The 24,056-nt window shown below is 39.2% G+C and carries 16 protein-coding genes; 5 read left to right on the forward strand and 11 right to left on the reverse strand.

What is annotated here, in order from left to right; genetic code table 11:
- Window positions 1-27 precede the first annotated feature (27 nt).
- The gene (locus BUR11_RS12570; protein ID WP_074225351.1) at window positions 28-1,275 is read right to left on the reverse strand and encodes a dipeptidase; all 1,248 of its coding nucleotides are present in this window, start codon (window positions 1,273-1,275) and stop codon (window positions 28-30) included.
- A 173-nt stretch (window positions 1,276-1,448) separates the two neighbouring features.
- Between BUR11_RS12570 and BUR11_RS12575 the strand changes: the two genes are divergently transcribed.
- The 5 genes from BUR11_RS12575 to BUR11_RS12595 all read left to right on the forward strand — a co-directional run bounded on the left by BUR11_RS12575 (window position 1,449) and on the right by BUR11_RS12595 (window position 7,676).
- Entirely contained in the window at window positions 1,449-3,179 is a 1,731-nt protein-coding gene (locus BUR11_RS12575; protein ID WP_074225352.1) for an alpha/beta hydrolase-fold protein, read from the forward strand.
- Between the two features lie 6 nt (window positions 3,180-3,185).
- Window positions 3,186-4,073, forward strand: a complete 888-nt coding sequence (locus BUR11_RS12580; RefSeq protein WP_074225353.1) for an NHL repeat-containing protein — start codon at window positions 3,186-3,188, stop codon at window positions 4,071-4,073.
- Between the two features lie 264 nt (window positions 4,074-4,337).
- Window positions 4,338-5,339 (forward strand): acyl-ACP desaturase, encoded by a 1,002-nt coding sequence (locus tag BUR11_RS12585; RefSeq protein ID WP_074225354.1) that lies wholly within the window; start codon window positions 4,338-4,340, stop codon window positions 5,337-5,339.
- Between the two features lie 122 nt (window positions 5,340-5,461).
- Window positions 5,462-6,754: a Zn-dependent hydrolase gene (locus tag BUR11_RS12590; RefSeq protein ID WP_074225355.1), complete on the forward strand. Its 1,293-nt coding sequence runs from the start codon at window positions 5,462-5,464 to the stop codon at window positions 6,752-6,754.
- A gap of 67 nt (window positions 6,755-6,821) precedes the next feature.
- Window positions 6,822-7,676 (forward strand): pirin family protein, encoded by an 855-nt coding sequence (locus BUR11_RS12595; RefSeq protein ID WP_074225356.1) that lies wholly within the window; start codon window positions 6,822-6,824, stop codon window positions 7,674-7,676.
- Here the strand turns inward: BUR11_RS12595 and BUR11_RS12600 are convergent.
- From BUR11_RS12600 to bshC, 10 genes are all read right to left on the reverse strand, one after another.
- On the reverse strand, window positions 7,673-8,446 hold the full coding sequence (locus tag BUR11_RS12600) for a Rossmann-like and DUF2520 domain-containing protein (RefSeq protein ID WP_074225357.1): 774 nt from the start codon (window positions 8,444-8,446) through the stop codon (window positions 7,673-7,675). The genes BUR11_RS12595 and BUR11_RS12600 overlap by 4 nt on opposite strands.
- 142 nt (window positions 8,447-8,588) lie before the next feature.
- Window positions 8,589-9,986 carry a dihydrolipoyl dehydrogenase gene (gene lpdA / locus BUR11_RS12605; protein WP_074225358.1) on the reverse strand — a complete coding sequence of 466 codons (1,398 nt, stop codon included), beginning with the start codon at window positions 9,984-9,986 and terminating at the stop codon, window positions 8,589-8,591.
- A 148-nt stretch (window positions 9,987-10,134) separates the two neighbouring features.
- Window positions 10,135-11,661 carry a 2-oxoglutarate dehydrogenase complex dihydrolipoyllysine-residue succinyltransferase gene (gene odhB, locus BUR11_RS12610; protein ID WP_074225359.1) on the reverse strand — a complete coding sequence of 509 codons (1,527 nt, stop codon included), beginning with the start codon at window positions 11,659-11,661 and terminating at the stop codon, window positions 10,135-10,137.
- 69 nt (window positions 11,662-11,730) lie between these two features.
- Window positions 11,731-14,523 (reverse strand): 2-oxoglutarate dehydrogenase E1 component, encoded by a 2,793-nt coding sequence (locus BUR11_RS12615; protein ID WP_074225360.1) that lies wholly within the window; start codon window positions 14,521-14,523, stop codon window positions 11,731-11,733.
- Between the two features lie 464 nt (window positions 14,524-14,987).
- Window positions 14,988-15,932, reverse strand: a complete 945-nt coding sequence (locus tag BUR11_RS12620; protein WP_074225361.1) for a hypothetical protein — start codon at window positions 15,930-15,932, stop codon at window positions 14,988-14,990.
- A 19-nt stretch (window positions 15,933-15,951) separates the two neighbouring features.
- Window positions 15,952-17,595: a SusD/RagB family nutrient-binding outer membrane lipoprotein gene (locus tag BUR11_RS12625; protein ID WP_074226116.1), complete on the reverse strand. Its 1,644-nt coding sequence runs from the start codon at window positions 17,593-17,595 to the stop codon at window positions 15,952-15,954.
- Between the two features lie 19 nt (window positions 17,596-17,614).
- Window positions 17,615-20,812 carry a SusC/RagA family TonB-linked outer membrane protein gene (locus tag BUR11_RS12630; RefSeq protein ID WP_074225362.1) on the reverse strand — a complete coding sequence of 1,066 codons (3,198 nt, stop codon included), beginning with the start codon at window positions 20,810-20,812 and terminating at the stop codon, window positions 17,615-17,617.
- 576 nt (window positions 20,813-21,388) lie between these two features.
- The gene (locus BUR11_RS12640) at window positions 21,389-21,886 is read right to left on the reverse strand and encodes a hypothetical protein (protein WP_084560976.1); all 498 of its coding nucleotides are present in this window, start codon (window positions 21,884-21,886) and stop codon (window positions 21,389-21,391) included.
- Between the two features lie 26 nt (window positions 21,887-21,912).
- Window positions 21,913-22,485, reverse strand: coding sequence for a 5-formyltetrahydrofolate cyclo-ligase (locus BUR11_RS12645; protein WP_074225364.1), 573 nt, complete (start codon window positions 22,483-22,485; stop codon window positions 21,913-21,915).
- Window positions 22,482-24,041 carry a bacillithiol biosynthesis cysteine-adding enzyme BshC gene (bshC, locus tag BUR11_RS12650; protein ID WP_074225365.1) on the reverse strand — a complete coding sequence of 520 codons (1,560 nt, stop codon included), beginning with the start codon at window positions 24,039-24,041 and terminating at the stop codon, window positions 22,482-22,484. Before bshC ends, BUR11_RS12645 begins: the two co-directional genes overlap by 4 nt.
- Window positions 24,042-24,056 lie beyond the last annotated feature (15 nt).

The raw sequence follows: 24,056 nt of genomic DNA on the forward strand, positions 1-24,056 counted from the left end.
GAAATGCCTTTTTATTAAATTCTAACCTTATTGATTTTGAGCATATTCCTCCACTGCCCTCCAAACCCTAAAAATATTCCCCGAACATATTTTCTCGATATCCTCTTCTGAATAACCTCTTTTCAAAAGTTCAGCTATCAGATTAGGATACATGGAAACATCTTTCAGTCCGGTAGGCAAGGAATCTCCCACTCCATCAAAATCAGAACCAAGCCCCACATAGTCAATACCTACCAAGGCTACTACATGGTCAATATGATCGGCAACTTTCTGTACAGTTGGAAAAGGGTTATTTGCAGCAGTATATTGGGTGATATAAGCTTGAGCGGCTGAATCGCTTCTACTTAGGTTATTCTCAGCAAGCCAGTTGACAATATGCTCTCGCACTTTAGCAGACCCAGCTGCATATGCGGAGTCAATGAAACTTCCCCCAAAATTGATCATCATCACTCCACCATTCTTGGCCATGGCTTGGATCAGTTCATCACTCATATTTCTCTCAAATCCAGGAGTAAATTTTCTTACTGAGGAATGAGAAGCTATAACCGGTACTTTTGTCACTTCCAAAGCATCCAAAAATGTTTCATCAGAAACGTGAGAAACATCTACCATAATACCTACTCGGTTCATTTCTTGAACCACTTGTTTCCCATATTCGCTAAGACCATTATAAAGCCTTACTGTATCATAACTACTATCTCCAATAAGGTTTGCCTTTCCATGGGTTAGTGTGATGTATCGAATCCCTCTTTTGTGAAAATATTCAACATTGGCAATATCATCTTCCAATCCTGCTCCATTTTCCATTCCCATAGGAAGAGAAATTTTACCCGAAGCAAAGTTGGCCTCGATGTCTGCTGGACTATAAGCCATGGCAAACTTGTCAGGAAAAGTCTCTGTCAGCCTTTCGGTCATAAGAATCAGGGAATCCGCCAATGCTTTGGAGGCTCCAGGGATTTGTTGATTTCCTGCTGGGATATAGATAGACATAAAGGGAGCATCTAACCCTCCTTCTTTGGTTCTGGGGTAGTCAAAATTCCCGCCATCTGTTCTTACGGAAACATCAAGAATTTCTCTTTGTAAGGTAAATCCGCCAACTTTCATTCGATAAGGCAAATCGACATGCCCGTCTACCATGATCGTTTTATGTGCAATTTCTGTAGCGACTTTCAGTCGCTCTTCATCACTCATACTGGTGTAATCTACTGCTGCTTCTTTTGGCTGGCAAGCCCAAGCCATTAAGCCAATTAATAATAGGGAATAGCTTTTCTTCATATTGGTTGGTAGTTATTAAAGAAAGAAAGATACTTTGTTTTTATGACTCCTTTCAAAAAATTCCACTAAAGGCCATTTCATCCATCTAGGAAGTCATATCTTTTCATTTTTCACCCTTGAATTGCTTCATCTAACAGTTAATCGTTAACTTTTAATAGAAAAACCACCATCAAATGAAAAAACTCATCTATTTAATCTTATTCTCAGCGCTGCTATCCTCTTGTAGTAGCAATGATGATTTACCTGAAATAAAAATTGAAATAGCTTCTGAACTGGGTCAGTATATTTCTGATGGGCGATTACTCTTATTTTTCTCAAAAGACCAGTCAAGAGAGCCCCGCTTTTCTCTTTCTGACAACGTGAATACTGCCCAAGTTTTCGGAATGGATGTAGAGTCGTTTGAACCCGGGTCTGTCATTGAGTTCAAAATGGATAGTTTTGGATACCCAATAGAACAACTTTCTAATTTAAAGGAAGGGAACTATTTGGTACAGGCATTCTTTATCAAGTACGAAACTTTCGAGAGGGCAGATGGCCACCAAGTGAAACTTGCCATGGACCAAGGAGAAGGTAGAAAATGGGCAAGCACTCCAGGAAACATCTATTCATTACCCCTCTCCATTGATTGGAAAAAAGGGAGCGACTTTCAGCTTATTATAGATCAAGAAATTCCTCCAGTAGTAGAACCAGAGGACACTAAATACATCAAGCATATCAAGATGAAATCCGAACTCTTGTCTGAGTTTTGGGGAAGAGACATGTTTTTAGGTGCTCATGTCTTATTACCTGAGGGTTTTGATGATCATCCCAATCAATATTATCCTTTGATGGTATTCCATGGGCATTTCCCTAGTGATTTTGGGGGATTTCGTACCAGTCCACCAGACCCAAATTTAAGTGAAGACGATTATTCTGCTCGTTTTGGAATTTATGGATATGAGAAAATTCAACAACAAGAAGCCTATGATTTTTACCAAAAATGGGTTTCACCTGACTTCAAACGGTTTATTATAATTGAGATTCAGCACGCCAATCCATTTTACGATGACAGCTATGCCGTAAACTCCGAGAATATAGGACCTTATGGTGATGCCATTACTTATGAACTTATCCCCTATATAGAAAAAGAATTTAGGGGAATTGGAGAAGGTTGGGCCAGATTTTTATATGGAGGGTCCACAGGTGGTTGGGAAGCTTTAGCTGCTCAGGTATTTTATCCAGATGAATACAATGGTTGCTTCGCAGCCTGTCCTGACCCGATTGATTTTAGGGCTTTTACTACCATTAATCTTTATGAGGACCAAAATGCCTATTATCAGGATGGGGACTTTAAAAAGATTTTGCGTCCTGGCCATCGGGATTACCTAGGTCATGTTTCTTCCATGGTGAAAGATATGAACCATAGAGAATTAGCGATTGGCGGGGTACAAACTAGATCAGGGGAGCAATTTGATATTTGGCAGGCAGTATATTCCCCTGTAGGAGAAGATGGCTACCCCAAACCAATTTGGGATAAAAAATCGGGTGAAATTGATCCCCAGGTTGCTGAATATTGGAAAGAGAATTACGACCTTCGTTATATCATGGAAAGAGACTGGGAAACCTTAGGTCCAAAATTAGAAGGGAAAGTAAATATTTATTGTGGAGATATGGATAATTACTATTTAAACAATGCGGTATACCTCACGGAAGAGTTTTTGGAACAAACCCAAAATCCTTACTATAATGGGGAAGTGGCCTATGGAGATCGTGCTGAGCATTGTTGGAATGGAGATCCTACCCTCCCAAATTACATTTCCAGACTCCGATACAACACGATGTACTTGGATAAAATCGAGGACCGTTTCAAGGCCTCTGCACCTGCCAATTTTAATCAACAAAATTGGACAATCACTAAAAATTAATAGAATATGAAAAGTGTATTAAAAACATGTCTTTACGGCTTGGGAGCTACTTTACTTCTTACTCAATGTAGTCCCCAAAAAACAGAAGAATCCAACGAATCTGAAGCAATGGTAGTGGAAGATGCCAAAACTCCCACACTCACAATGGTTTGGGAGACACCAGAAACTCTTATTACATGTGAATCTGTTTTATACGACTCTTCTACAGGCAAAATATATGTTTCCAATATTGAAGGAACTCCTACGGATAAGGATGGAAAAGGCTCAATCTCCATCATTGATAAAAATGGAACCATCGTCACTCAAGATTGGGTAACTGGCTTAAATGCCCCAAAAGGAATGGCTATATCAGATGGAAAGCTTTATGTCACAGATATAGATCAATTGGTGGAGATTGACATAGAATCTGCTACAATCTCAAATAAATACCCAGTAGAAGGAGCTGAATTCTTAAATGATGTGGCTCAATACGAAGGCAAAATTTATTTCTCAGGAATGAACAAAGGGTTGTTACACGTTTTGGATGAAGGTACTGTCACTACTATTTCAGAAGGAAACGCCTCCTTGAACGGAGTAGCGGTTGATTCGAATGGTGATATTTATGGTTTGGATGAGTCAGGATTGAAAAGATTTTTACCAGATGGAGGTTCTGAAATCATCAATGGAACTGTCACTGGAGGAGACGGTTTGATCATCTTGGGTGAGGGGAATTATGTTGCCTCAAGATGGGTAGGGGAAATCTATTTTGTGAGTGGAGATGGGGAAACTCTTCTTTTGGATACAAAAGATATAGAATCCAACACAGCAGATATTGGTTTTATTCCCGAGGAGAATTTAATTTTAGTTCCAACTTTCTTTAAAAATAAAGTAGTTGCCTATAAATTAGATTATTAAAAGGTATTCCAAATTTAGAAAGAGGTTGTATCCTAATTGATGTTTTCACATTTTGACACTGCTCAATGTGACAATACGATTATTGAAACAGCCCCTTTTTTGTATCTGTCAATTAAGAAACTAATCGTATGTCAAGTTTGAAATCTCCTTATCTGGTTTTTTGTCCGTATCTTGTGGAAGATTTATACGTTAGATAAAATAAGTGTCTTTTACTAGATACTGTCTAAAAACCGAATCAATCACTTCACCCTAAGAAGTATTATTATGAAAAATGTAAAACCAATAGATTACGAGCTGGAGAAAAACATGGAGGTCATCTCCCAATTAGATGGCCAAGTGGGAGAAGCCGTTGAAAATATTTTGGTAGACCCGGAAACCTGCTGGCAGCCCTCTGACTTTTTGCCTGATTTTGGTAATCCAGATATCCACGACGAAATCAAAGCATTACAAAAACGAGCGGAAGGAATCCCTGATACAGTTCTGACCTCTTTGGTAGGAAATATGATCACTGAGGAAGCTCTACCTTCCTATCAAACCTATTTTAATTTACTAGAAGGTATCAATGAAGATAGAAGCCTACTTTCCCCTTCTGGTTGGGTAAGATGGTCAAAAGCTTGGACTGCAGAAGAAAATAGACACGGAGATCTGTTGAATAAATACTTGTATATGACAGGTCGTGTGGACATGAAAGCAGTAGAGATCACGATCCATAGATTATTGACTAATGGTTTTGACCCGAAGTCGGAAAGTGACCCTTATCAGGCCATGATTTATACCTCTTTCCAGGAAAGAGCTACAAAAATATCTCACGTAAATACAGGTAAACTTGCAGACAAAGCTGGAGACCCAGTCCTTTCCAGAATCTGTAAGACGATCGCTGGTGATGAAGCGAGACATGAAAAAGCTTATAAATCATTCATGTCAAGCATTTTTGAAATCGACCCTAACGGAGCCATTCTTGCTTTTGAGAAAATGATGAAAAAGCAAATTGTTATGCCAGCCGTGTTGATGGGAGAAGGTGGCCCTAATCCATCTATTTACACCAGATTTTCTGAAATCACACAAAAAGTGGGAATCTATACCGGGTGGGATTATGCCAGAATCATCGATCACTTGGTCAAACTTTGGAAAATAGAAAACTTGACCGGCTTGAATGATGCTGCATCCAAAGCACAAATATACCTTTCCAAACTAGCAGAAAGATACATGAGGGTAGCTGATCGAATGAAAGCTCCTGATGAAATCCAACTTGCTTGGTTAAAATAATCAACTCTCAAATTGATAAACCAATTGGAAAAACCTCTTCATTACTGGAGAGGTTTTTTTATTACCTTATCCATAGAAACACGTAACTTTTTACTCCAAACAATTACCTCAGTACATCACCTATGAAAAAGATCATCCTACCTTTTCTCTTTCTGATCACAATCGGAATGACCCGAGCCCAATCCGATCTAAAAGTAAATCAGGAACGACTTTCCAATTCGATCCAACAACTTGCTACCTACGGCAAGAACCAAGCTGGGGGTTCTGATCGTGTAGCATACAGTAAACATGATATTGCAGCTAGAGCCTATGTCAAAGAATTGATGCTTCAGGCAGGATTGGACGTCAGTGTGGATTATGCGGGAAATCTGATCGGAAAAAAGGCGGGGAAAAAGCCCGACCTGAAGCCTATTGCATTTGGATCACACTTAGATGAAGTCCCTAATGGAGGTGATTACGATGGCCCTGTGGGTTCCTTGAGTGCCATAGAAGTAGTACAAACACTTTTTGAGAACCAAGTAAATACCGACCACCCGCTTGAAGTGATTCTTTTCACCAATGAAGAAGGAGGCGTAGTAGGCAGCCGAGCTTTAGTTGGCCAATTAAGTACAGAAGCTTTACAGGTCAAAAGTTCCAGTGGCTTGACTCAGTATGAAGGCATCAAAGCAGTTGGAGGCCACCCAGATCGAATCATGGAGCTCAAAAGAAACAAAGGAGATCTCGCCGCATTTTTAGAATTACACATCGAACAGGGAGGCAATTTGGATCGAGAGGGAATAGACATTGGGGTGGTAGAAGGAATAGTCGCGATTGAGTGGTATGAATTTACTTTTAAGGGATTTGCAAACCATGCGGGAACCACACCAATGAATATGAGAAAGGACCCCATGCTCCCAGCAGCAAGGTTAGTTCTTGCTGTAAATGAAATTGTCAATTCCTACGATGGAGCACAAGTCGCCACGGTAGGAAAAATCGAAGCTTTTCCTGGAGCTGGAAATGTAATTCCTGGAGAGGTGAAATTGAATGTAGAAATCCGTGACTTGTCTTCAGAAAAAATCCATCAGGTGTATCAGGCTATTGAAGAGAAAGCTCAGCTGCTAGCAAAAGAAAGTGGTACGGAAGTCAGTGTGCACCATATCGAAGTGGCCAGTAAACCCGCTTTGGCCAATCCGGAAATTCAAAAAGTCATAGAATCATCTGCTAAGGAATTAGGCCTAAGCAGCATGCATTTACCCAGCGGCGCAGGCCATGATGCTCAAGAAATGGCCCGAATTGCACCAATAGGGATGATTTTTATTCCTAGCAAAGATGGGATCAGTCATTCACCTCAAGAGTATTCCTCCCCGGAAGATATTGCCAATGGAGCCAATGTGTTATTAAAAACAATTTTAGCCTTGGATAAACAGCTTCAATAAAATGATCAAACGCTAAACTTTTTTCATCTTAAATTCATTTAATGTATATACATCAAAAATTTTCATCATGTCTCAAATCAAGAAAATACATCCCGGTGAATATAGACCCATAGCGGACCTTATTACCTATAGTCCAATGCCTACTCGGCAGCTTCAACAAATTGATCCGTTTATTTTTTTGAACCATCATGGTTTCCAAACCTACCCTGCTCCCAATAATGGGTTACCTTTTGGTCCACACCCGCATCGAGGAATGGAAACGGTTACTTTTATTTTGGAAGGTGACATCATGCATTTGGATTCCTCTGGACATGAATCCGTCATAGGTCCTGGTGGAGTACAATACATGACTGCAGGCAGCGGGTTAATTCACTCAGAAGTCAGCAGTTCAGAATTCAAGAAAAATGGAGGCGATTTAGAGATCCTCCAACTCTGGTTGAATTTACCTGCTAAATTAAAAATGACGGACCCCTTGTATGTTGGACTCCAAAAAGAGGAAATCCCCAGCTTTACATTGGATGAAGGGAAAGTAACGGTTCAACAGCTTTTCGGAGAGTGGAATGGGGTAAAAGGAGCCTTTAAAGAATCTTTTCCGCTTACCATGAGCACTATTTATATCAAAGAAGGAGGGACCTTCAAAAAACAAATCCCTGCATCAGATAACATCTTTTTCTACATTGTTAGAGGAGAATTGAAAGTAAATGGACAATCTGTACCGTTTAGAAACTTGGTGGAATTTGAATCCGGGGAAGTGGATTTAGAAGTCACAGCATCTTCCGACGCCATTTTAATTTTGGGTCACGCCCAACCTTTTAATGAACCAATGGTAGCCCAGGGTCCATTTGTCATGAATACTGAGGAGGAGATCCACCAAGCCTATGAAGATTACCGAAATGGTAAATTTGGTTCTTGGAATCATTAACTATCAATGATATCCTGGGAAATCAGTCTATAGATTTCAGCAAATGACTCATTGTAGTCCAAAAATCTATGATGGTTTTCCAGGGTCTCATAATCTTCCCTACTAGCTGGTCCAGTCTGGGCATTTTTAGCTCCAATTTGTAATGCTTTGGATATTTGTTCAATAATCAATGGTTTCAACATTTCAAAGTCTAAGCCCTGTCTTCGCATGATTTCCTCACTCATTCGAATCATATGATTGGTGAAATTGCTTGCAAAAACAGCTGCGATATGAATGGCTAACCGATCCTTGGATCTGACATTGTAATATTGGGATTTCAAGCTTTTTGCCAACTTCCGAAGCTTTTGAAGCGATTCTTCATCATCAGATTCCAGCAAAAATGCTACATCTTCAAATTCCATTTTTCTGGATTTGGTAAATGATTGTAATGGATAAAAAATCCCTGTGTAAGTTGCAGAACTATAGCCTAAAATATCCAAAGACATAGCCCCTGAGGTATGTACCAAAATACTTCCTTCAGGTAAAATCACTGAATCTGCCAATTCAGGTATTGCCTGATCACTTACTGCCAAAATAAAAATCTCTGCCTCAGAATCAGAAAAATCCAGTTCATCTTTTGGCTCTGCAGCATATACCCTTTCCGTTATTTTTCTGGCACTTGATAGATCCCTCGCATACACCTCTGTCACTTCATGTCCTGCATCTTCAATTGCCGGAGCTAAATGCCAAGCCACATTCCCAGCACCTAGAATGGCTACTTTAAACTTCATAAACGAAATAAGGTAAAAAATAAGCACAATGAAAAGAGAGGCTATTCAAGAAGACCTCATCTAGTTAATTAGAGCCTATTTTGAAATAAAAAAAGCCATTCCTCTTGAGCTAGGAATGGCTTTTAGGTAAAGATTAATGTTCTTAAATATGTAACGATCTATTGTCAGTGGCTGCTAAGCAGGCTTCTTTGAAAGCCTCTGTATAGGTTGGGTGTGCGTGAGACATTCTTGCAATATCCTCTGCTGATGCTCGGTACTCCATCGCTACTACAGCTTCTGCAATCATATCAGCAGTTCTTGGCCCAATCATGTGCACACCAAGAATTTCATCTGTTTCAGCATCCGCCAAAACTTTCACCAAGCCATCTGTATCCATAGAAGCTCTTGCTCTTCCTGATGCCATAAAAGGGAATTTACCCACTTTGTATTTAATTCCTTTCTCCTTCAATTGCTCTTCAGTATATCCTACTGCGGCAACTTCTGGCCAGGTATACACTACCCCAGGAATTAAATTATAATTGATATGTGGTTTTTGGCCTACCAAAGTTTCAGCAACAAAAACTCCTTCTTCTTCCGCCTTATGAGCAAGCATCGCTCCTTTTACCACATCCCCAATCGCATAAATATTTGGCACATTGGTCTGTAAATGATCATTTACTTCAATTTGTCCACGTTCAGTCAACTTCACTCCAGCTGCTTCTGCATTCAGCCCTTCAGTATAAGGCCTTCTTCCAATAGAAACCAAGACGTAATCACCTTTCACTTCAATGGTTTCTCCTTTGGCATTATCAGCCTTTACGGTTACTTCCTTACCCTTCTTCTCTACAGAGGTTACTTTATGTTTTAGATAGAATTCAAAGCCTAATTTTTTCAAAGACTTTTGAAGTTCTTTACCCATGGTTTTATCCATGGTTGGGATCAAAGAATCCATGAACTCAATCACTGAAACTTTAGCACCCAATCTTGCATAAACAGATCCGAGCTCAAGACCGATTACCCCTCCTCCAATCACGACCAAATGCTTTGGAATCTCTTTTAGGTTCAATGCCTCCGTAGAAGTAATTACCCGATCCTTATCCAATTTGATAAATGGCAAGGAAGATGGCTTCGAGCCAGTGGCGATGATAATGTTCTTTCCTTCAATTTCAGAAGAAGAACCATCATCCTTTGTTACTTTGACGGTAGTTGAATTGACAAAAGAGCCCAATCCTTGATGAACATCAATTTTGTTCTTTTTCATCAGGTATTGGATACCGTCTGTATTTTGCTTCACCACATCGTTTTTACGAGTGATCATTTGCTTCAAATTAACTTTCAAATTACTCAGGCCAATTCCATGGGTTTCAAAAGTATGTGCAGCATTATGATAATGCTCGGAGGAATCCAATAATGCTTTGGAAGGGATACATCCAACATTTAAACAGGTACCTCCTAATGTGGAATATTTTTCTATTAAGGCGGTTTTCATTCCTAGTTGCGCGCAACGGATTGCCGCTACATATCCTCCAGGTCCGGAACCGATAACTATTACGTCGTACATTTTTCTTTAGATTTTAGTAGCAAGTAGCAAGTATCAAGACCTGTACTTCCATTCAATTTATATACTTAAGTACCAAGATGGGGAATAAACAACGAGCTCTATTGAATTTCCCCATACTTGATACGCTGTACTAGTGACTAGATACTTTTTAAACTCCAAACAACAATCTAGTCGGATCCTCCAGTAACTCTTTTACTCTTACCAAAAAGCTTACAGATTCACGACCATCGATGATTCTATGATCATAGGATAATGCTACGTACATCATTGGAAGAATCTTCACCTCTCCATTTACCGCCATTGGTCTCTGCACAATATTGTGCATTCCCAAAATTGCAGATTGAGGGGCGTTGATGATTGGAGTAGACATCATGGATCCAAATACTCCACCATTGGTGATGGTAAAGGTACCTCCAGTCATTTCTTCAATAGAAAGCTTGTTATCTCTAGCCTTTACAGCCAATCGCACCACTTCTTTTTCAATCTGATCAAAGCTCATTGCCTCAGCGTTTCTGATGACAGGCACAACTAATCCTTTTGGAGCAGAAACTGCGATTGAAATATCACAGTAGTCGTTAAAGACCATTTCATTTCCATCAATCTTGGCATTCACTGCTGGCCATTCTTGAAGAGCTACACAGACTGCTTTGGTAAAGAAGGACATGAATCCAAGACCTACTCCATGCTTCTCTTTGAATTGTTCTTTGAACTTAGCTCTCAAATCCATGATCGGCTTCATGTTCACCTCATTAAATGTGGTCAACATAGCCGTTTCATTTTTCACGGAAACCAATCTTTTGGCAACCGTTTTACGAAGAGAAGACATTCTTTCTCTTCTTTCATTTCTAGAGCCTAATACTGGAGCCGGTGCTTCTGCCGCTGGTGCAGGAGCTGCTTTGGCAGGGGCTGATGCAGGAGCTGCTTTCTGAGCAGATTGGGCATCCTCTTTAGTGATTCTACCGTCTTTGCCTGTGCCTGATACAGATTCAGGAGAAATACCTTTCTCTGCTAATATTTTTGATGCTGCTGGTGAAGCATGTCCAGTTGCATAATTTGTAGATCCAGAGACTGCTGCTGGTGAACCACTTTCTGGGGCACTTGATTCTGCTGCTGCTGTAGGCGCTCCTTCAGTCACTTCAATCTTGCAGATCAATCCTCCAATTTCCAACACATCTCCTTCTTGAGCAACATGTCTTAAAATCCCTGAAGCTTCTGCAGGTAATTCAAACGTTGCTTTATCAGAGTCTACCTCAGCAATAATTTCGTCTAAGGCAACATAATCTCCATCATTCTTCAACCAATTGGCAAGAGTTACCTCTGTAATGGATTCTCCTACTGTTGGTACAATCATTTCTTTAACTTCCCCAGTAGTGGAAGGTCCTGCACTCTTGGTTTCCTCTTTTTTAGGTGCTTCTGAAGGAGAGGAAGTAGCCGCAACGCCTTCCTCATCGATCGTACAGATAACGGCTCCAATTTCTAAGGTATCACCTGCCTGTGCATTAATCTTTAATATTCCTGTTGCTTCTGCAGGCAGTTCAAAAGTAGCTTTGTCAGATTCCAATTCACAAAGGATCTCATCCATTTGAACCTGGTCTCCATCATTTTTAAACCATTGCCCAACGGTAACCTCGGTAATGGATTCGCCTACTGCAGGCACTTTAATTTCTTTGCTCATGAGTTTTTCTTTTTTACTCTTACTATCTCAATAGTGAGAGTTGGAACAAAATGATATGATTATTTCGGATTATTTCAGTTTTAAAGCTTTAGCAACAATTGTTTTTTGTTCTTCCACATGGACTTTATTGTAACCTGTTGCAGGTGAAGCAGATGATTTTCTAGCAATGACATCCATTGGAAGCTCTTTGTAAAGCAATCTTAGGATATAATTCCAGTATCCCATGTTTTCTGGTTCCTCTTGAACCCATACTACCTCAGCTCCTTTATATTCTGCCAAAACATCTACAATCTGCTTTTTTGGAAGTGGGTGAATTTGCTCAATTCTTACAATCGCAACATCTTCTACTTTTTCTTTTTCTCTAGCTTCATCCAAATCATAGTAAATTTTTCCAGAGCAAAGAATAACACGTTTTACCTTTTTGGCATCCACTGCTGTATCCTTAATTACTTCACGGAATGAACCGGATGTAAACTCAGAAATAGGAGATACCACTTTTGGGTGACGCAACAATGATTTTGGAGACATAACCACACATGGCTTTCTAAATTCCCAAGCAAGCTGTCTTCTCAACAAATGGAAGAAATTGGAAGGCTCCGTGATATTGGCCACCACCATGTTGTATTCGGCAGACAACTGTAAGAATCGCTCAGGTCTGGCATTGGAGTGCTCAGGCCCCTGACCTTCATATCCATGAGGAAGTAGCATAACCAAACCATTCATTCGCTGCCATTTTGATTCACCAGAAGAAATAAACTGGTCAATCATTGTTTGAGCACCGTTGGCAAAATCTCCAAATTGTGCTTCCCAAATAGTCAATGAGTTAGGGTTAGCCATTCCATAGCCATACTCAAAGCCAAGTACAGCATATTCTGAAAGCAAGGAATTGTAAATTTGGAACAATCCTTTTCTCTCCTTCATCTCTAATAAAGAGTTGTAAGGTTGATTGGTGTTCGCATCATGAATCACCGCATGTCTATGCGAAAAAGTACCTCTTTGACAATCCTGTCCAGTAATTCTTACTTGTTTCCCTTCAGTGAGTAGGGAACCATAAGCCAATAATTCTGCCGCAGCCCAATTCAACTCTTTGGATTTAAAGAACATATCTTTACGCTGCTTCATTTGCGCCTCAATCTGTTTGATCGGCTTAAATCCTTTAGGAATAGTGGTCAAGGCTTCTGCCACTACCTTAATGGTACCTTCATCAATCCCGGTTTCAGGAGATTGATCAAAATCAGCTGGAGTTGATCTTCGTAAGTTACCCCATTCTTGCTCAAACTTGGTTGCTTGATATGGCAATGGCTTTTCTTTTACCATATTCAATCTATCCTGAAGCAATTGACGGAATTCAGCATCCATTTGAGAGGCAATCTTGGCATCAATATCTCCTCTTTCAGTCAATCTTTTTACATAAATCTCTCTCGGGTTGGGATGTTTAGAGATCAAGTTGTAAAGTTCCGGTTGAGTAAATTTAGGTTCATCAGACTCATTATGTCCATGACGTCTATAACACACCATATCCACGAAAATATCTCTGCTGAATTTCTGTCTGAATTCTGCAGCTAGTTTCGCTGCAAAAACAACCTCTTCTGCATTATCACCATTGACGTGGATCACAGGGGCATCAATGATTTTCGCAACATCGGTACAATAGATAGAGGATCTGGCATCATCAAAATCCGTGGTAAAACCTACTTGGTTATTGATCACAAAATGGATAGTACCTCCTGTATTATACCCCTTAAGATCGGCCATTTGGGTTACCTCATACACAATACCTTGACCAGCCACAGCCGCATCACCATGGATCAATATTGGAAGTGCTTTTGTCTTATCCCCCTTATGCTCTGTATCAATCTTTGCTCTAATAAATCCTTCTACCACAGGGTTAACAGCCTCTAAGTGGGAAGGGTTAGGAGCTAATTTCAAATGAACTTTTTTAGAATCCGGAGTCACGATATCACTAGAGTATCCCATGTGATATTTCACGTCTCCATCGCCCATCGTCAAATCAGGCTTTGCAGTGCCCTCAAACTCTGAAAAAATTTGCTCATAGGTTTTACCCATGATATTAGCCAACACGTTCAATCTACCTCGGTGAGCCATCCCTATCATCACTTCTTCAACTCCAAGTGAAGCAGCGGTAGTAATCACAGCATCCAAGAAAGGGATAGTACTTTCACCACCCTCAAGAGAAAATCTTTTTTGCCCTAAATATTTGGTATGAAGGAAGTTTTCAAAAACAACCGCCTGATTCAGTTTAAAAAGAATTCTCTTCTTTTCTTCAACTTGTGGATTGAAGGCCAAAGCTTCTTTTTCAACCTTAGTCTTAAACCAGTCCAGCATTTCAGGATCACGGATATATAAATATTCAAACCCAATAGGACCTTCGTATATTTTTTTCAAAGAATCAATGATGGTAGAAAGCTTCGCTTTTCCTATACCAATTTCATTACCTGCCTGAAACTCGGTATTCATATCCTCTACTCCCAATCCAAAATATTCCGGATCTATTAGTGCTTTTCGATCTCTTCTTTCCCTTACAGGATTAGTTTTGGATCTTAAATGAGCTCTAGACCGATATGCATGAATCAAGGCTCTCACCTTTATTTCTTTTGGAAGTTGCTCCATGTCCATGATGGTACCTGGAGTAGCCAATGAACCATTTTTTGGTTGAGGCTTTCCATTAGAAGAAGGGGTTGCGTCCGAAGATTCAACATCGTAATTCGTCAATGCAAAATCAAAACCTTCGAAAAACTCTTTCCAGCTAGGGTCAATTGAATTAGGTTCGCTTTTGTAGGAAGCGTATAGCTCATCGATATAGGATACATGAGCGTTGGCAATAAATGAAAATTTATCCATGATGGGTTATTCAGATCTCCACAAAACTATGGGGTTACGTTGATATAAAAAAACTGCATATTTGCATTTACAAATATATGTTTCATATTACCAAATATCTTTATAAATCAGAGACCTACTGCGTTTAAGAAGGATATTTTGTAAGAGAATAAACAAAACCTATTCAGCAGTTAATGCCATTAGATTAACCTAAAATACCCCAATATTGTTTGGTGATTTAATATTACCCCAATGAAGATTTTGAAAAATATCGTTAGTCTGATGTAAACTAAAAATTCTTAACCAGTTTGCAAATGGCAATCAAAAAGGACTAAAAAGGCATTTAATTATTAAAATAATAGCCTATCGGAATCATTATGACCACGAGAACCTGAATAATGAATTGATCTAAAGCACAGAATTAAACATAAAAAAAAGCGGTGCTAAATTAGCACCGCTTAATATAAGTTAGATTTTACTGCTTATTACATAAGAGGAGGCAATGGCTTTCCAGCCTGAGCCTTAAGTGTTACTTCACCAGTTTCACCATCAGAGTTCAACCAAGTGAATACTAATTCCTCTGGAGTACTGCTTAGTACAGTCATGGAATAGCTAGCACCATATTTATCAGATCCTGTCATAGTCAAGTTACCGCAAGCATCATTGATTCTTACGTTACCACTTCCCCATGAATCACCATAGCAATTCCAGAAACCGAAGGTTCCATCAGTAATTGAATAGGCTCCTGGAGAACTAGCAATTGGAGTAAATGTAGTGGTACCAGAAATAGTACCAGGACAAGAACCATAGATAGAATCCATATTAGTAGCAGTGAATTCATAAGTACCTCCTAAGTCAGAAGGACAAATCACGTTAACAAAATATTGGAAAGGTGAATCATAGAATGGAGCACCAGATACGTTTCCAGAAACATTCTCTCTATTGAATGATCTTCCTTTATTATCATTCAGGATTAAACTGAATTCAAAAACATCACCACCTTCGATATCACCTGGAGTAAGGCCCACAGCGGAGATAGCTTCAGAAGCAGAAATTTCAAAAGAAGTTCTTAAGAATCTCGACTCTGTATTTGGAGCAAAATCAGAAGCAGAAAGTGTCTTGATCAATACAGGCTCAGAAGGAGTATACTCCAATCCAACACCAGGAATCAATCTTCTATGCTGCACCTTAATTTCTACAGTCTCTACTGTAGCGCCATCCTCTATATCCACAGCCTCGAGGGTTAAGGCGAATTTCGAACTACCTAAACTAAAGTAGTTGAAAGTGGTACTGGTTCTCGCAATGGTTCTCAAGTAAGCCGCAGTATCAAATTCCGAATAAGGGATATTTGGTTCTACAAAGTCTCTACAAGAGCTTAGGAATACTAAGGCACCAAGCAATAAACCAAAAGTATATTTTAACATTTTCATATTATCTCAATTTTTTTGGTTAGTAAACCCAAGAATTACCTGCAGGATTATTATCCCAGAATACTTGAACATCAAGCCCAGACTTCTGAGTTGCGTTTGTATTGGTAACCATGTAGTTGTTAGGATACAAGAAAGATCTTGGGAAATTACCTGGGTTAGCTTCTAGACCAGGTTGCATATTTCCAGGCTCACCAGTTCTCTTATACAAGTTATAAGCTTCTACACCATTCCCGAAAAGAGACAACCAGTACTCACGTCCAATGACATACATCTTGTTAGAAGAATTGTCAAATTCCGCACCTACATAACCTAGGTATGCTTCGATGTCCTCCTCTAGAGAAGTATCTTGTGACTCAAAGAAACTGTTGATATTACCAGCTTCACGAGTACTTAAGGCAAAGCCTGTCACATAATCCATATGCTTCTCAATAGCAGATAGCATGTAGTCTTTTGCAGCAGCCGCATCGCCATCGATTTCTAAGGCAGCCTCCGCTAGCATAAAGTCAACATATGCAGCTAACATGATAGGATATAAACCTTCACCTTGAGCTCCTAAAGTAGGGTTATTCACAGGAGTAGCAGAATCATCATCGAATCTTCCACCTACAGGATAGATACCCCATACTGTTCTTTTCAATCCATCTGGTGGAACACCGTCTGGGTCTAGGTGATCTCTACCCCAATATCCTCTTTCACCAGGAAGACAGTAGACAAATCCACCAGCTAGGTAATGAGGAGGAGCAATTTGAGCAATACACTCAATCTCATCCACGTTAGTTGAATTCACCAAAACTTGACGATACCAGTAGAATCTAGCTCTTGGATCATCAAAACCTTTGGCTTCAGTCATATGCCACATGTAATAAGTAGAGTGATAAGTACCACCACCAGAAGTATAAGTTCCAGCAAAGTTGCCATGTCTAGAATCTGGGTTGGCAGTAGAAGTACCGAATCTAAAGATGAAGTCATCTCCAACTTTCAGCATGTTGTTTTCTGCTTTCAACGCATCGATTCCAGCTTTAGCAGCACCTTCTTGAGTCAATCTAAGATTCAAGAAATATCTAAGTTTCAAGGTATTTACCAATCTAGTCCATTTGGTATAGTTTCTTCCGTAGAAATAATCATTTGGAGAACCAGAACCAGCAGTAGCAAAGTGCGTTTTAGCTTCGTCTAATAATGTAGCAGCTGCCTCATATACAGACTGACCTGGATCAACTTCTGGATTGAAGTTTGCAGGATCAATTGCCTGAGAATAAGGTACATCTCCATACACATCTACTAAATGGAATAATACCATTGCTTTAATAGTCTTCGCAATACCCAAATGCTTTTGCAAATCACCCTCTACAGCTAAAGGCTCTAGGAAAGCAATATCAGCAAGAATATTTGAATAAGAGTTGGACCACCATCCGTTAGTAGACTGAACTGTATAAGCGTTTTCATACAATGCACTACCTTGATTTACGATTCTTGTCAATGACATTCCTGTATTAGAAATACCCTGATAAAAATCTTTGTAATCAAGTTGAATCCTATTAAGTAGGAAATCAGGAGAAGCTGTTGATGAAGTTACCGCATTTGGGTTGTCTAGCAAATCTAAGTCGCAAGACGTCGCAAATAACATGGTTGCTGCACACAACAAACTATATATTAATTTTTTCATAGTAGTTTCAGTTTTGGGATTAGAATGCAAGAGTTACAGTTCCACCAAATCTTCTGGAGCTAGGACCAGTCACAAAGTCGAAACCTAGACCGTTACCAACACCAGTACCCAACACGTCCACATCGTAGTTCATGTTTGGAGGGAAGTTCAATGCTCTGAACCATAAGTTGCTACCACTTACTGCGATAGAAGCTCTCTTAAATGGAGTTTTCGCCATCAAGCTAGTAGGTAATTCATAACCCAATGATACTTCACGAAGACGAATCATAGAACCATCAAATACGTTTGCCTCATCCGCACCTAGGTGATAACCACCAAAGAAGTAATCAGAAGCAGTGATTTGAATATCGTTAGGAGTTCCATCTTCTTTCACACCTGGCATAATGAAGGTCATTTCTCTATCTACCACTGGATCTTTGGTCACACCTCTTGCAAGGGTTCCAGTAACTGTGTTAGAAAATATTGCACCTTTATGTCTGTACTCCAACATTGCATTCAAAGTAAATCCTTTGAAAGTAAATGTGTTAATCCAAGAACCATTCCATCTTGGGTTAGGGTCCCCTAAGACCTGAAGATCAGCATCTTGCTTCTGTAGACCAGTTGATAAAATGATCGGTAAACCAGTTTGCTCATCTCTTTCAAATCCAGAACCTTTGATAATATTGAAAGGCTCACCTGGGATAGCGAAGTTACCTAGGGTAGTAAAACCAGCAACTACGATTTCTTCAAGACCTTCACCCAATTCAACAGTTACAGATCTATAAAGACCCCAGTTGATGGTAGAATTCCAAGTAAACCCTGAAGCTGTAGAAACCGGAGTAACTGTAGCCTGGAATTCAACCCCTCTAGTTCTAATCTTACCAATGTTAATATCAGTAGAAGTAAATCCAGTAGATGGATCAATTGGTGCAGAAGTAATCAAGTCTCTTGTATTCTTCTCATACAAAGAAAGATCAAATCTCAATTTGTTGTTAAACATTACTGCTTCCACACCAAATTCCAATTCTTCCTGAAGCTCTGGCTTCAAGTTAGGGTTACCCAATCTATTACTTACAGAGTGAGTTTGAGTCAATTGACCACCTCTTAAGAATGCCTGAGGATCTTGGTTCAAGATATTTCTAGTTCTATATGGATTTGGGAAACCGGCAGAAGTACCGTAACCTAATCTCAATTTCAAGTCATTCAAAGTAGATGAGTTCCAATCAAATGCAGTAGTTGGAATGAAGGAAACAGAAGCTCCTGGATATAGGATTCTTCTATTATCTTTCTCTACAGTGGATGTCCAGTCATTTCTAGCAGAAAGGTTGAAATACAAATAATTTGCATAATCAAATGTCAAGTTGGCATAAATTCCCATTCTTCTTTGCTCTTCATTATAATTCAAGCCTCCAGAAGATTGACTTGTGAAGTTAGAATGGTTGAATAATCCGAATGCCAATTGATTTTGAGATTCAATACCAGTTCTGTTGAATACGTCATATCTTGAGTTTCCACCCAATAATGCACTCATTCCGAACTTATCTGAGAAATCTTTTTTCCAGTTTAAGATCAAATCCTGGTTCCAAATCGTGTTTACAATGTTAGCAGTGGTATACAAACCAGACTGAATTGCAGCACTACCAGATCCAGCGCCTCTGTTGTATTTTTTCTCTTGGGTTTCAGAATAAGTATCTAAACCGATTCTATATGTGATAGAGAAATCATCAGTGACGTCATAAATTAAAGAGGTAGAGTTGAAGAAACGCTTCACATCAGAAGTGTTTTGATAATATTTCACTAACCACAATGGGTTCACGATATCATTACCACCTCTATAGTATACAGAGCTGTTATCTACTGGATTTTCGAATGGAAGACCACCTAAATCCACAGATCTTGGAGTATACAATACGTGAGCAAAAGCTGATGGAATACCACCTGATGGTCCAGAACCAAACGCTGCGTTAACTGGAGGGGACTCCAAGTCAGTGATCGCAAACGTAAAAGAAGACTTCACAGATAATTTATCAGAAATCGCTGAATTCACACCCAATCCGAAGTTATACTTCTTCAATTCGTTACCTGGAGTAAATCCTTCCTCATCGGTGTAGCCGAAACTTGCACTGTAACCAGTTCTGTCAGATCCACCCGCAATTTGAACGGATGTATTACTGATCAAACCAGTTCTAAAGAATACTTCAGATGGATCCGCATACGACTTATAATCATATTTAATAGGTGTACCACCAACGATTCCATCTACCCAAAACTCTGGGAATGCTTCTCTTACTGAAGCTACAGAAGAAGAAGCGTAAGGATGATTTACTTGAATCCCCTGATCCAATCTAGGACCGAAGTTAGAGAAGAAGAATCCTGGAGCTTGTTGGAAACCGTTACCGTAAGTAGTTCCATAAGTTGGCAATGATGCCGCTGTATTGGAGAATACAGATTGGTTGATTGTTACTTCAGCAGCTTTTCTTTTTGATGCACCAGATTTAGTAGTAATCAAAATTACACCGTTTCTACCTTGGTCACCATAAAGTACAGTTGCAGAAAGACCTTTCAATACAGACATGCTCTCAATGTTGTTTGGATCGATATCCAAGAAACGAGAAGAAGTAGTAGCACCACCAGTAGTAAATCCATTGGTTGCGTTAGTACTTGTGTTGAAAGGAACACCATCTACAACGAATAAAGGCTGGTTAGAACCAGTAGCAGAAGAGTAACCTCTGATTACCATGTTCGTACCAGAACCAGACATACCGTTAGTAGAGGTAATGTTTACACCCGGAACTTTACCTTGCAAAACGCGGGCAACGTCTTGCTCAGGACGATTCTCAAGTTGCTCGTCACCTACTGTGGTAACCGCATAACCCAAGGCTTTTTTCTCCCTTTCGATACCAATCGCAGTTACTACCACTTCGGATAGTTGTGCAGCGTCGGTTGTCAGGGTAACATTAATAATGGTTCTATTACCGATAGTCTCTTCAGCAGTCTCAAGACCGACAAAAGAGAAAATCAATACGTCAGAACCCGCAGGAACGTTAATGGAATAATTACCATCCAAATCGGTGGTAGTACCCACTGTCGTACCTTTCACGAGGACGGTTGCACCCGGCAAACCTAGTCCGTCTTCCTCGGAAATTACCGTACCGGTAATTACCCGTTGTTGCGCCGACACCTCATAACTGAGGGCCATGGTGAAAAGCGCAACAACAAAGAGTAAAGCTTTTCTCATAAGGTATTTAGTTTAGTTGATAAGCGTAAAGAAAAATTATTTGATTTTAATTTCAAAATAGTGCTTACCAACAAAAAATACTTACCAAAGTTCAATATTAAGTTTATAAAATCACATTCGGTTTTTTAAAATTACTTTAATCCATATTTTTTTATTTTAATTACAATTTTAACGAAAAATCGTCAACTAGCGGTTGATTATTTGTTTTAGCGGTGACAAACAGTAATAATTTGGTTTATTGTATCATTTTAACAAATTTTAACTGATTTATATGCAATAATTGATTTTTACAAAACATTATTCTGAAAAATCTTTAAAATCAGGTTTCGAAAAAAAAATTAAAGATTGGAAAAAAAATTTTTCTGGAATTTCCAACCTATTTATAGTCGTTTTTAGGAATTTTTTCTATGGGTTACAGATTTTAACCAAATTTTATTCTCATTATTTTATTTTAACAAGAGATAAAAATGATATTTCTGCTAAAACCGATGGCCTAGGGTCTAAAAAATTATTTTTCTCTCCCTTTTTTTGTCAAAAATTTAAAAACAGGTTTAAAAATCTAGAGATTTCGTAAAATTAAAAGGAATATCTTAAAGTGAAGGCTGTTTCGTCCCACCAAAGGTTAGTAAAGTCTTGAAAATTGTACGAAGGCTTCCAATCCAAGCTGATAAACCAGTTGGAATGGTCAATATTATAATCAAGTCCCACGATTAAATCCAATCCATAGGCAGCATAGTCTTCGGTAGCTTTATAGACCCATGGCGGCTCACTTTTCCCAACTTTCCACATTCCATAATGTCCTCCAGCACCAACATACCATTCCAATCCCTCAAACTCCCGAATATCCATATGGCGCTCATATAACAAATTACCAACCCATCCTTTCCAACGGGTATAGACCATCAACTCTACTGCATCTCGATCCGTCACAAATCGCTTTACAGATCCACCCACACTTGTCCCTCCTCTAATTCCAATTGACGTATTATAAGCTTTCAATTGAGCCTTTGCCGCCGGAATATCCGTAAAAAAGGCAACAGAAAGTATTGCCGCCACAAACAAGTGTTTCATCATTATCTTAAGTATGGAATAAAAAACTGCTAAAAAGTAAAAACTTTTTCGCTAGTTATACAATAATCTAATGGGATATCGTGCGTTTCGGAAGGAATTTGAGGAACTGGATCAAAAAAACTCAACCCTACTTTAAGGACTTCCCCATCTAATCCAGAGAGGAAAACATCATAATAGCCTTTTCCAAAACCAATCCGATTACCTTTTATATCAAAAGCCAAAAGCGGGATTAATACTAATTGAATCTTATTTGGGCTAATGGCACTAATATTTTGGGGTATTGGTATCCCCCATTTATTAATTTCAAAAATGGTGTTGGAATCAATCTTTACCGTATCCAGCTGAAGTGTTCCTGATTTAACTATTGAGGTATAAACAGAATTACCTCGACCCAACAAATAATCACGGATCAATAAGGTATTGATCTCATTTTGATGGGCAATGGGTAAATAAATATGAATATGCGCGATCTCGGGGTGTGAATTGAACCAAACTTGAAATTGTCTAAATATTAATTCAGAACGTCTCTGCGCCTCTTCAGGAGATAGAGCTTTCCTTTTATCTTTAAATAATTGCCTAATCTGCTCCTTTTCAGTACTCATAGATCTAAAACCATCATTCTGAAATCCAAAGGATCAAAACAGGCCAACAAATCATCAATAAGTTCAGGTGAGGACAAATAAAACTGCATCATGTTTACCACTCTTTCCTGCGGTGCCCCATTTGGTTTTGTGAACGCATGGATGGCCAAGGCTCGATCGAGTTGGACCTGCTGTTTCTTTTCCTCTGCCTTTCTTAATTTACGGCTCATCTGGTCCAAAATCTTAAGAGACCTGACTTTACCCGCTGCAAAAGCTTCTTTCAAACTTCCTTCGAGCAAAGCCGCTTCCTCTCCTTTCTTCTCAAACAATGAAGAAATCAATTCTTTTTCTTCTTGAAGTTCCAAATCTATACTGGCCTCAGAACGAACAAACTCTTTCTTCCAAGAATCATAATCTTCAAAGATTTGGGCCTCATCCCATCCTAATTGAGCTATTTTCTTTCTAATTAGGGGAGTAATTAACAAGGCAAAGTTTCTAGGAAGCAAAATAGGGAATGGAACCTCAAAGTAATCAAAAACTCCTTTTAGCTGTAGCCAATAGATAACTTCTGCTGGGCCTCCTAAATAAGCTAGATTAGGTAGAATTACCTCCTGATATAATGGCCTTAACACTACATTCGGACTAAAGCGCTCTGGATTTGTCTCAATTAACTTCTCTAGTTCAGTTTTCGAAAACTTAAGCTCGGTATTCAAGACCTTAAACTCATCTCCCGATCGCTCTATCCGCTCCCTAATCCCTTGGTGTAAGTAAAAGAAGTTGATTTCTCTTGGAAAAATCTGCCCCTTGTATCCTAACTCTTCCAGCTTTTGGGTGGCCGCTTCAGCTTTTTGGTTCGAATGATGAAGGAATAGATCATCCTTGATCACTTCTTTGAATTGACTTTTTAATGCCTGACTATTCCCATCCAATATCACCAACCCTTGTTCTTCAAATAAATAATTTACATATTTTCTTACAGCCTCTGCAAGGGTTTTGGAGGAGGAATAAGCTTCCTTAAAAAAATCAGGAGCAAAGGAAACAGACTTTAAAAAGGATTGAAAAGAATCGTCCAACTTAAAATCCCCCACCGCACCGGTCTGATCAGAATTCCATTGGTATTTTTTACCATCTAGCTTGAAATAGTTGATTTCATCAAAATCATGGTCCTCACTGGCCATCCAATACACCGGAACAAACTTATTTGCCGGATACTTTTGAGCTAACTGTTTAGCAAGATTAATAGTAGCCACAATCTTGTAAATGAAATACAAAGGCCCAGTAAATAAATTCAGCTGATGTCCTGTGGTGACAGTAAAGGTTTGGTCAAGTGCCAGAGATTGAATATTAGCCTTTACTTTCTCACTGATTTCAATTCCTTCATATTGGGAATGAAGCTCCTTCACCAATGTTTCCCGGGCACTATTAGAGAAATTCTTATTTTTGATCGCCTCTGAAAAACTTTCCAGCTTTGGCTCAAGCGAATAAAAAGGTTTTAATTCCTCCTTCCCATTTAAGTAATCCAAAAAAAAATCTGAAAATTGTCCTGTTTCCTGGAGACTTACACAATGTTTTTTCATGGTTGGATGGGGTGA

The organism is Algoriphagus halophilus, from assembly GCF_900129785.1.
GTDB lineage: Bacteria > Bacteroidota > Bacteroidia > Cytophagales > Cyclobacteriaceae > Algoriphagus > Algoriphagus halophilus.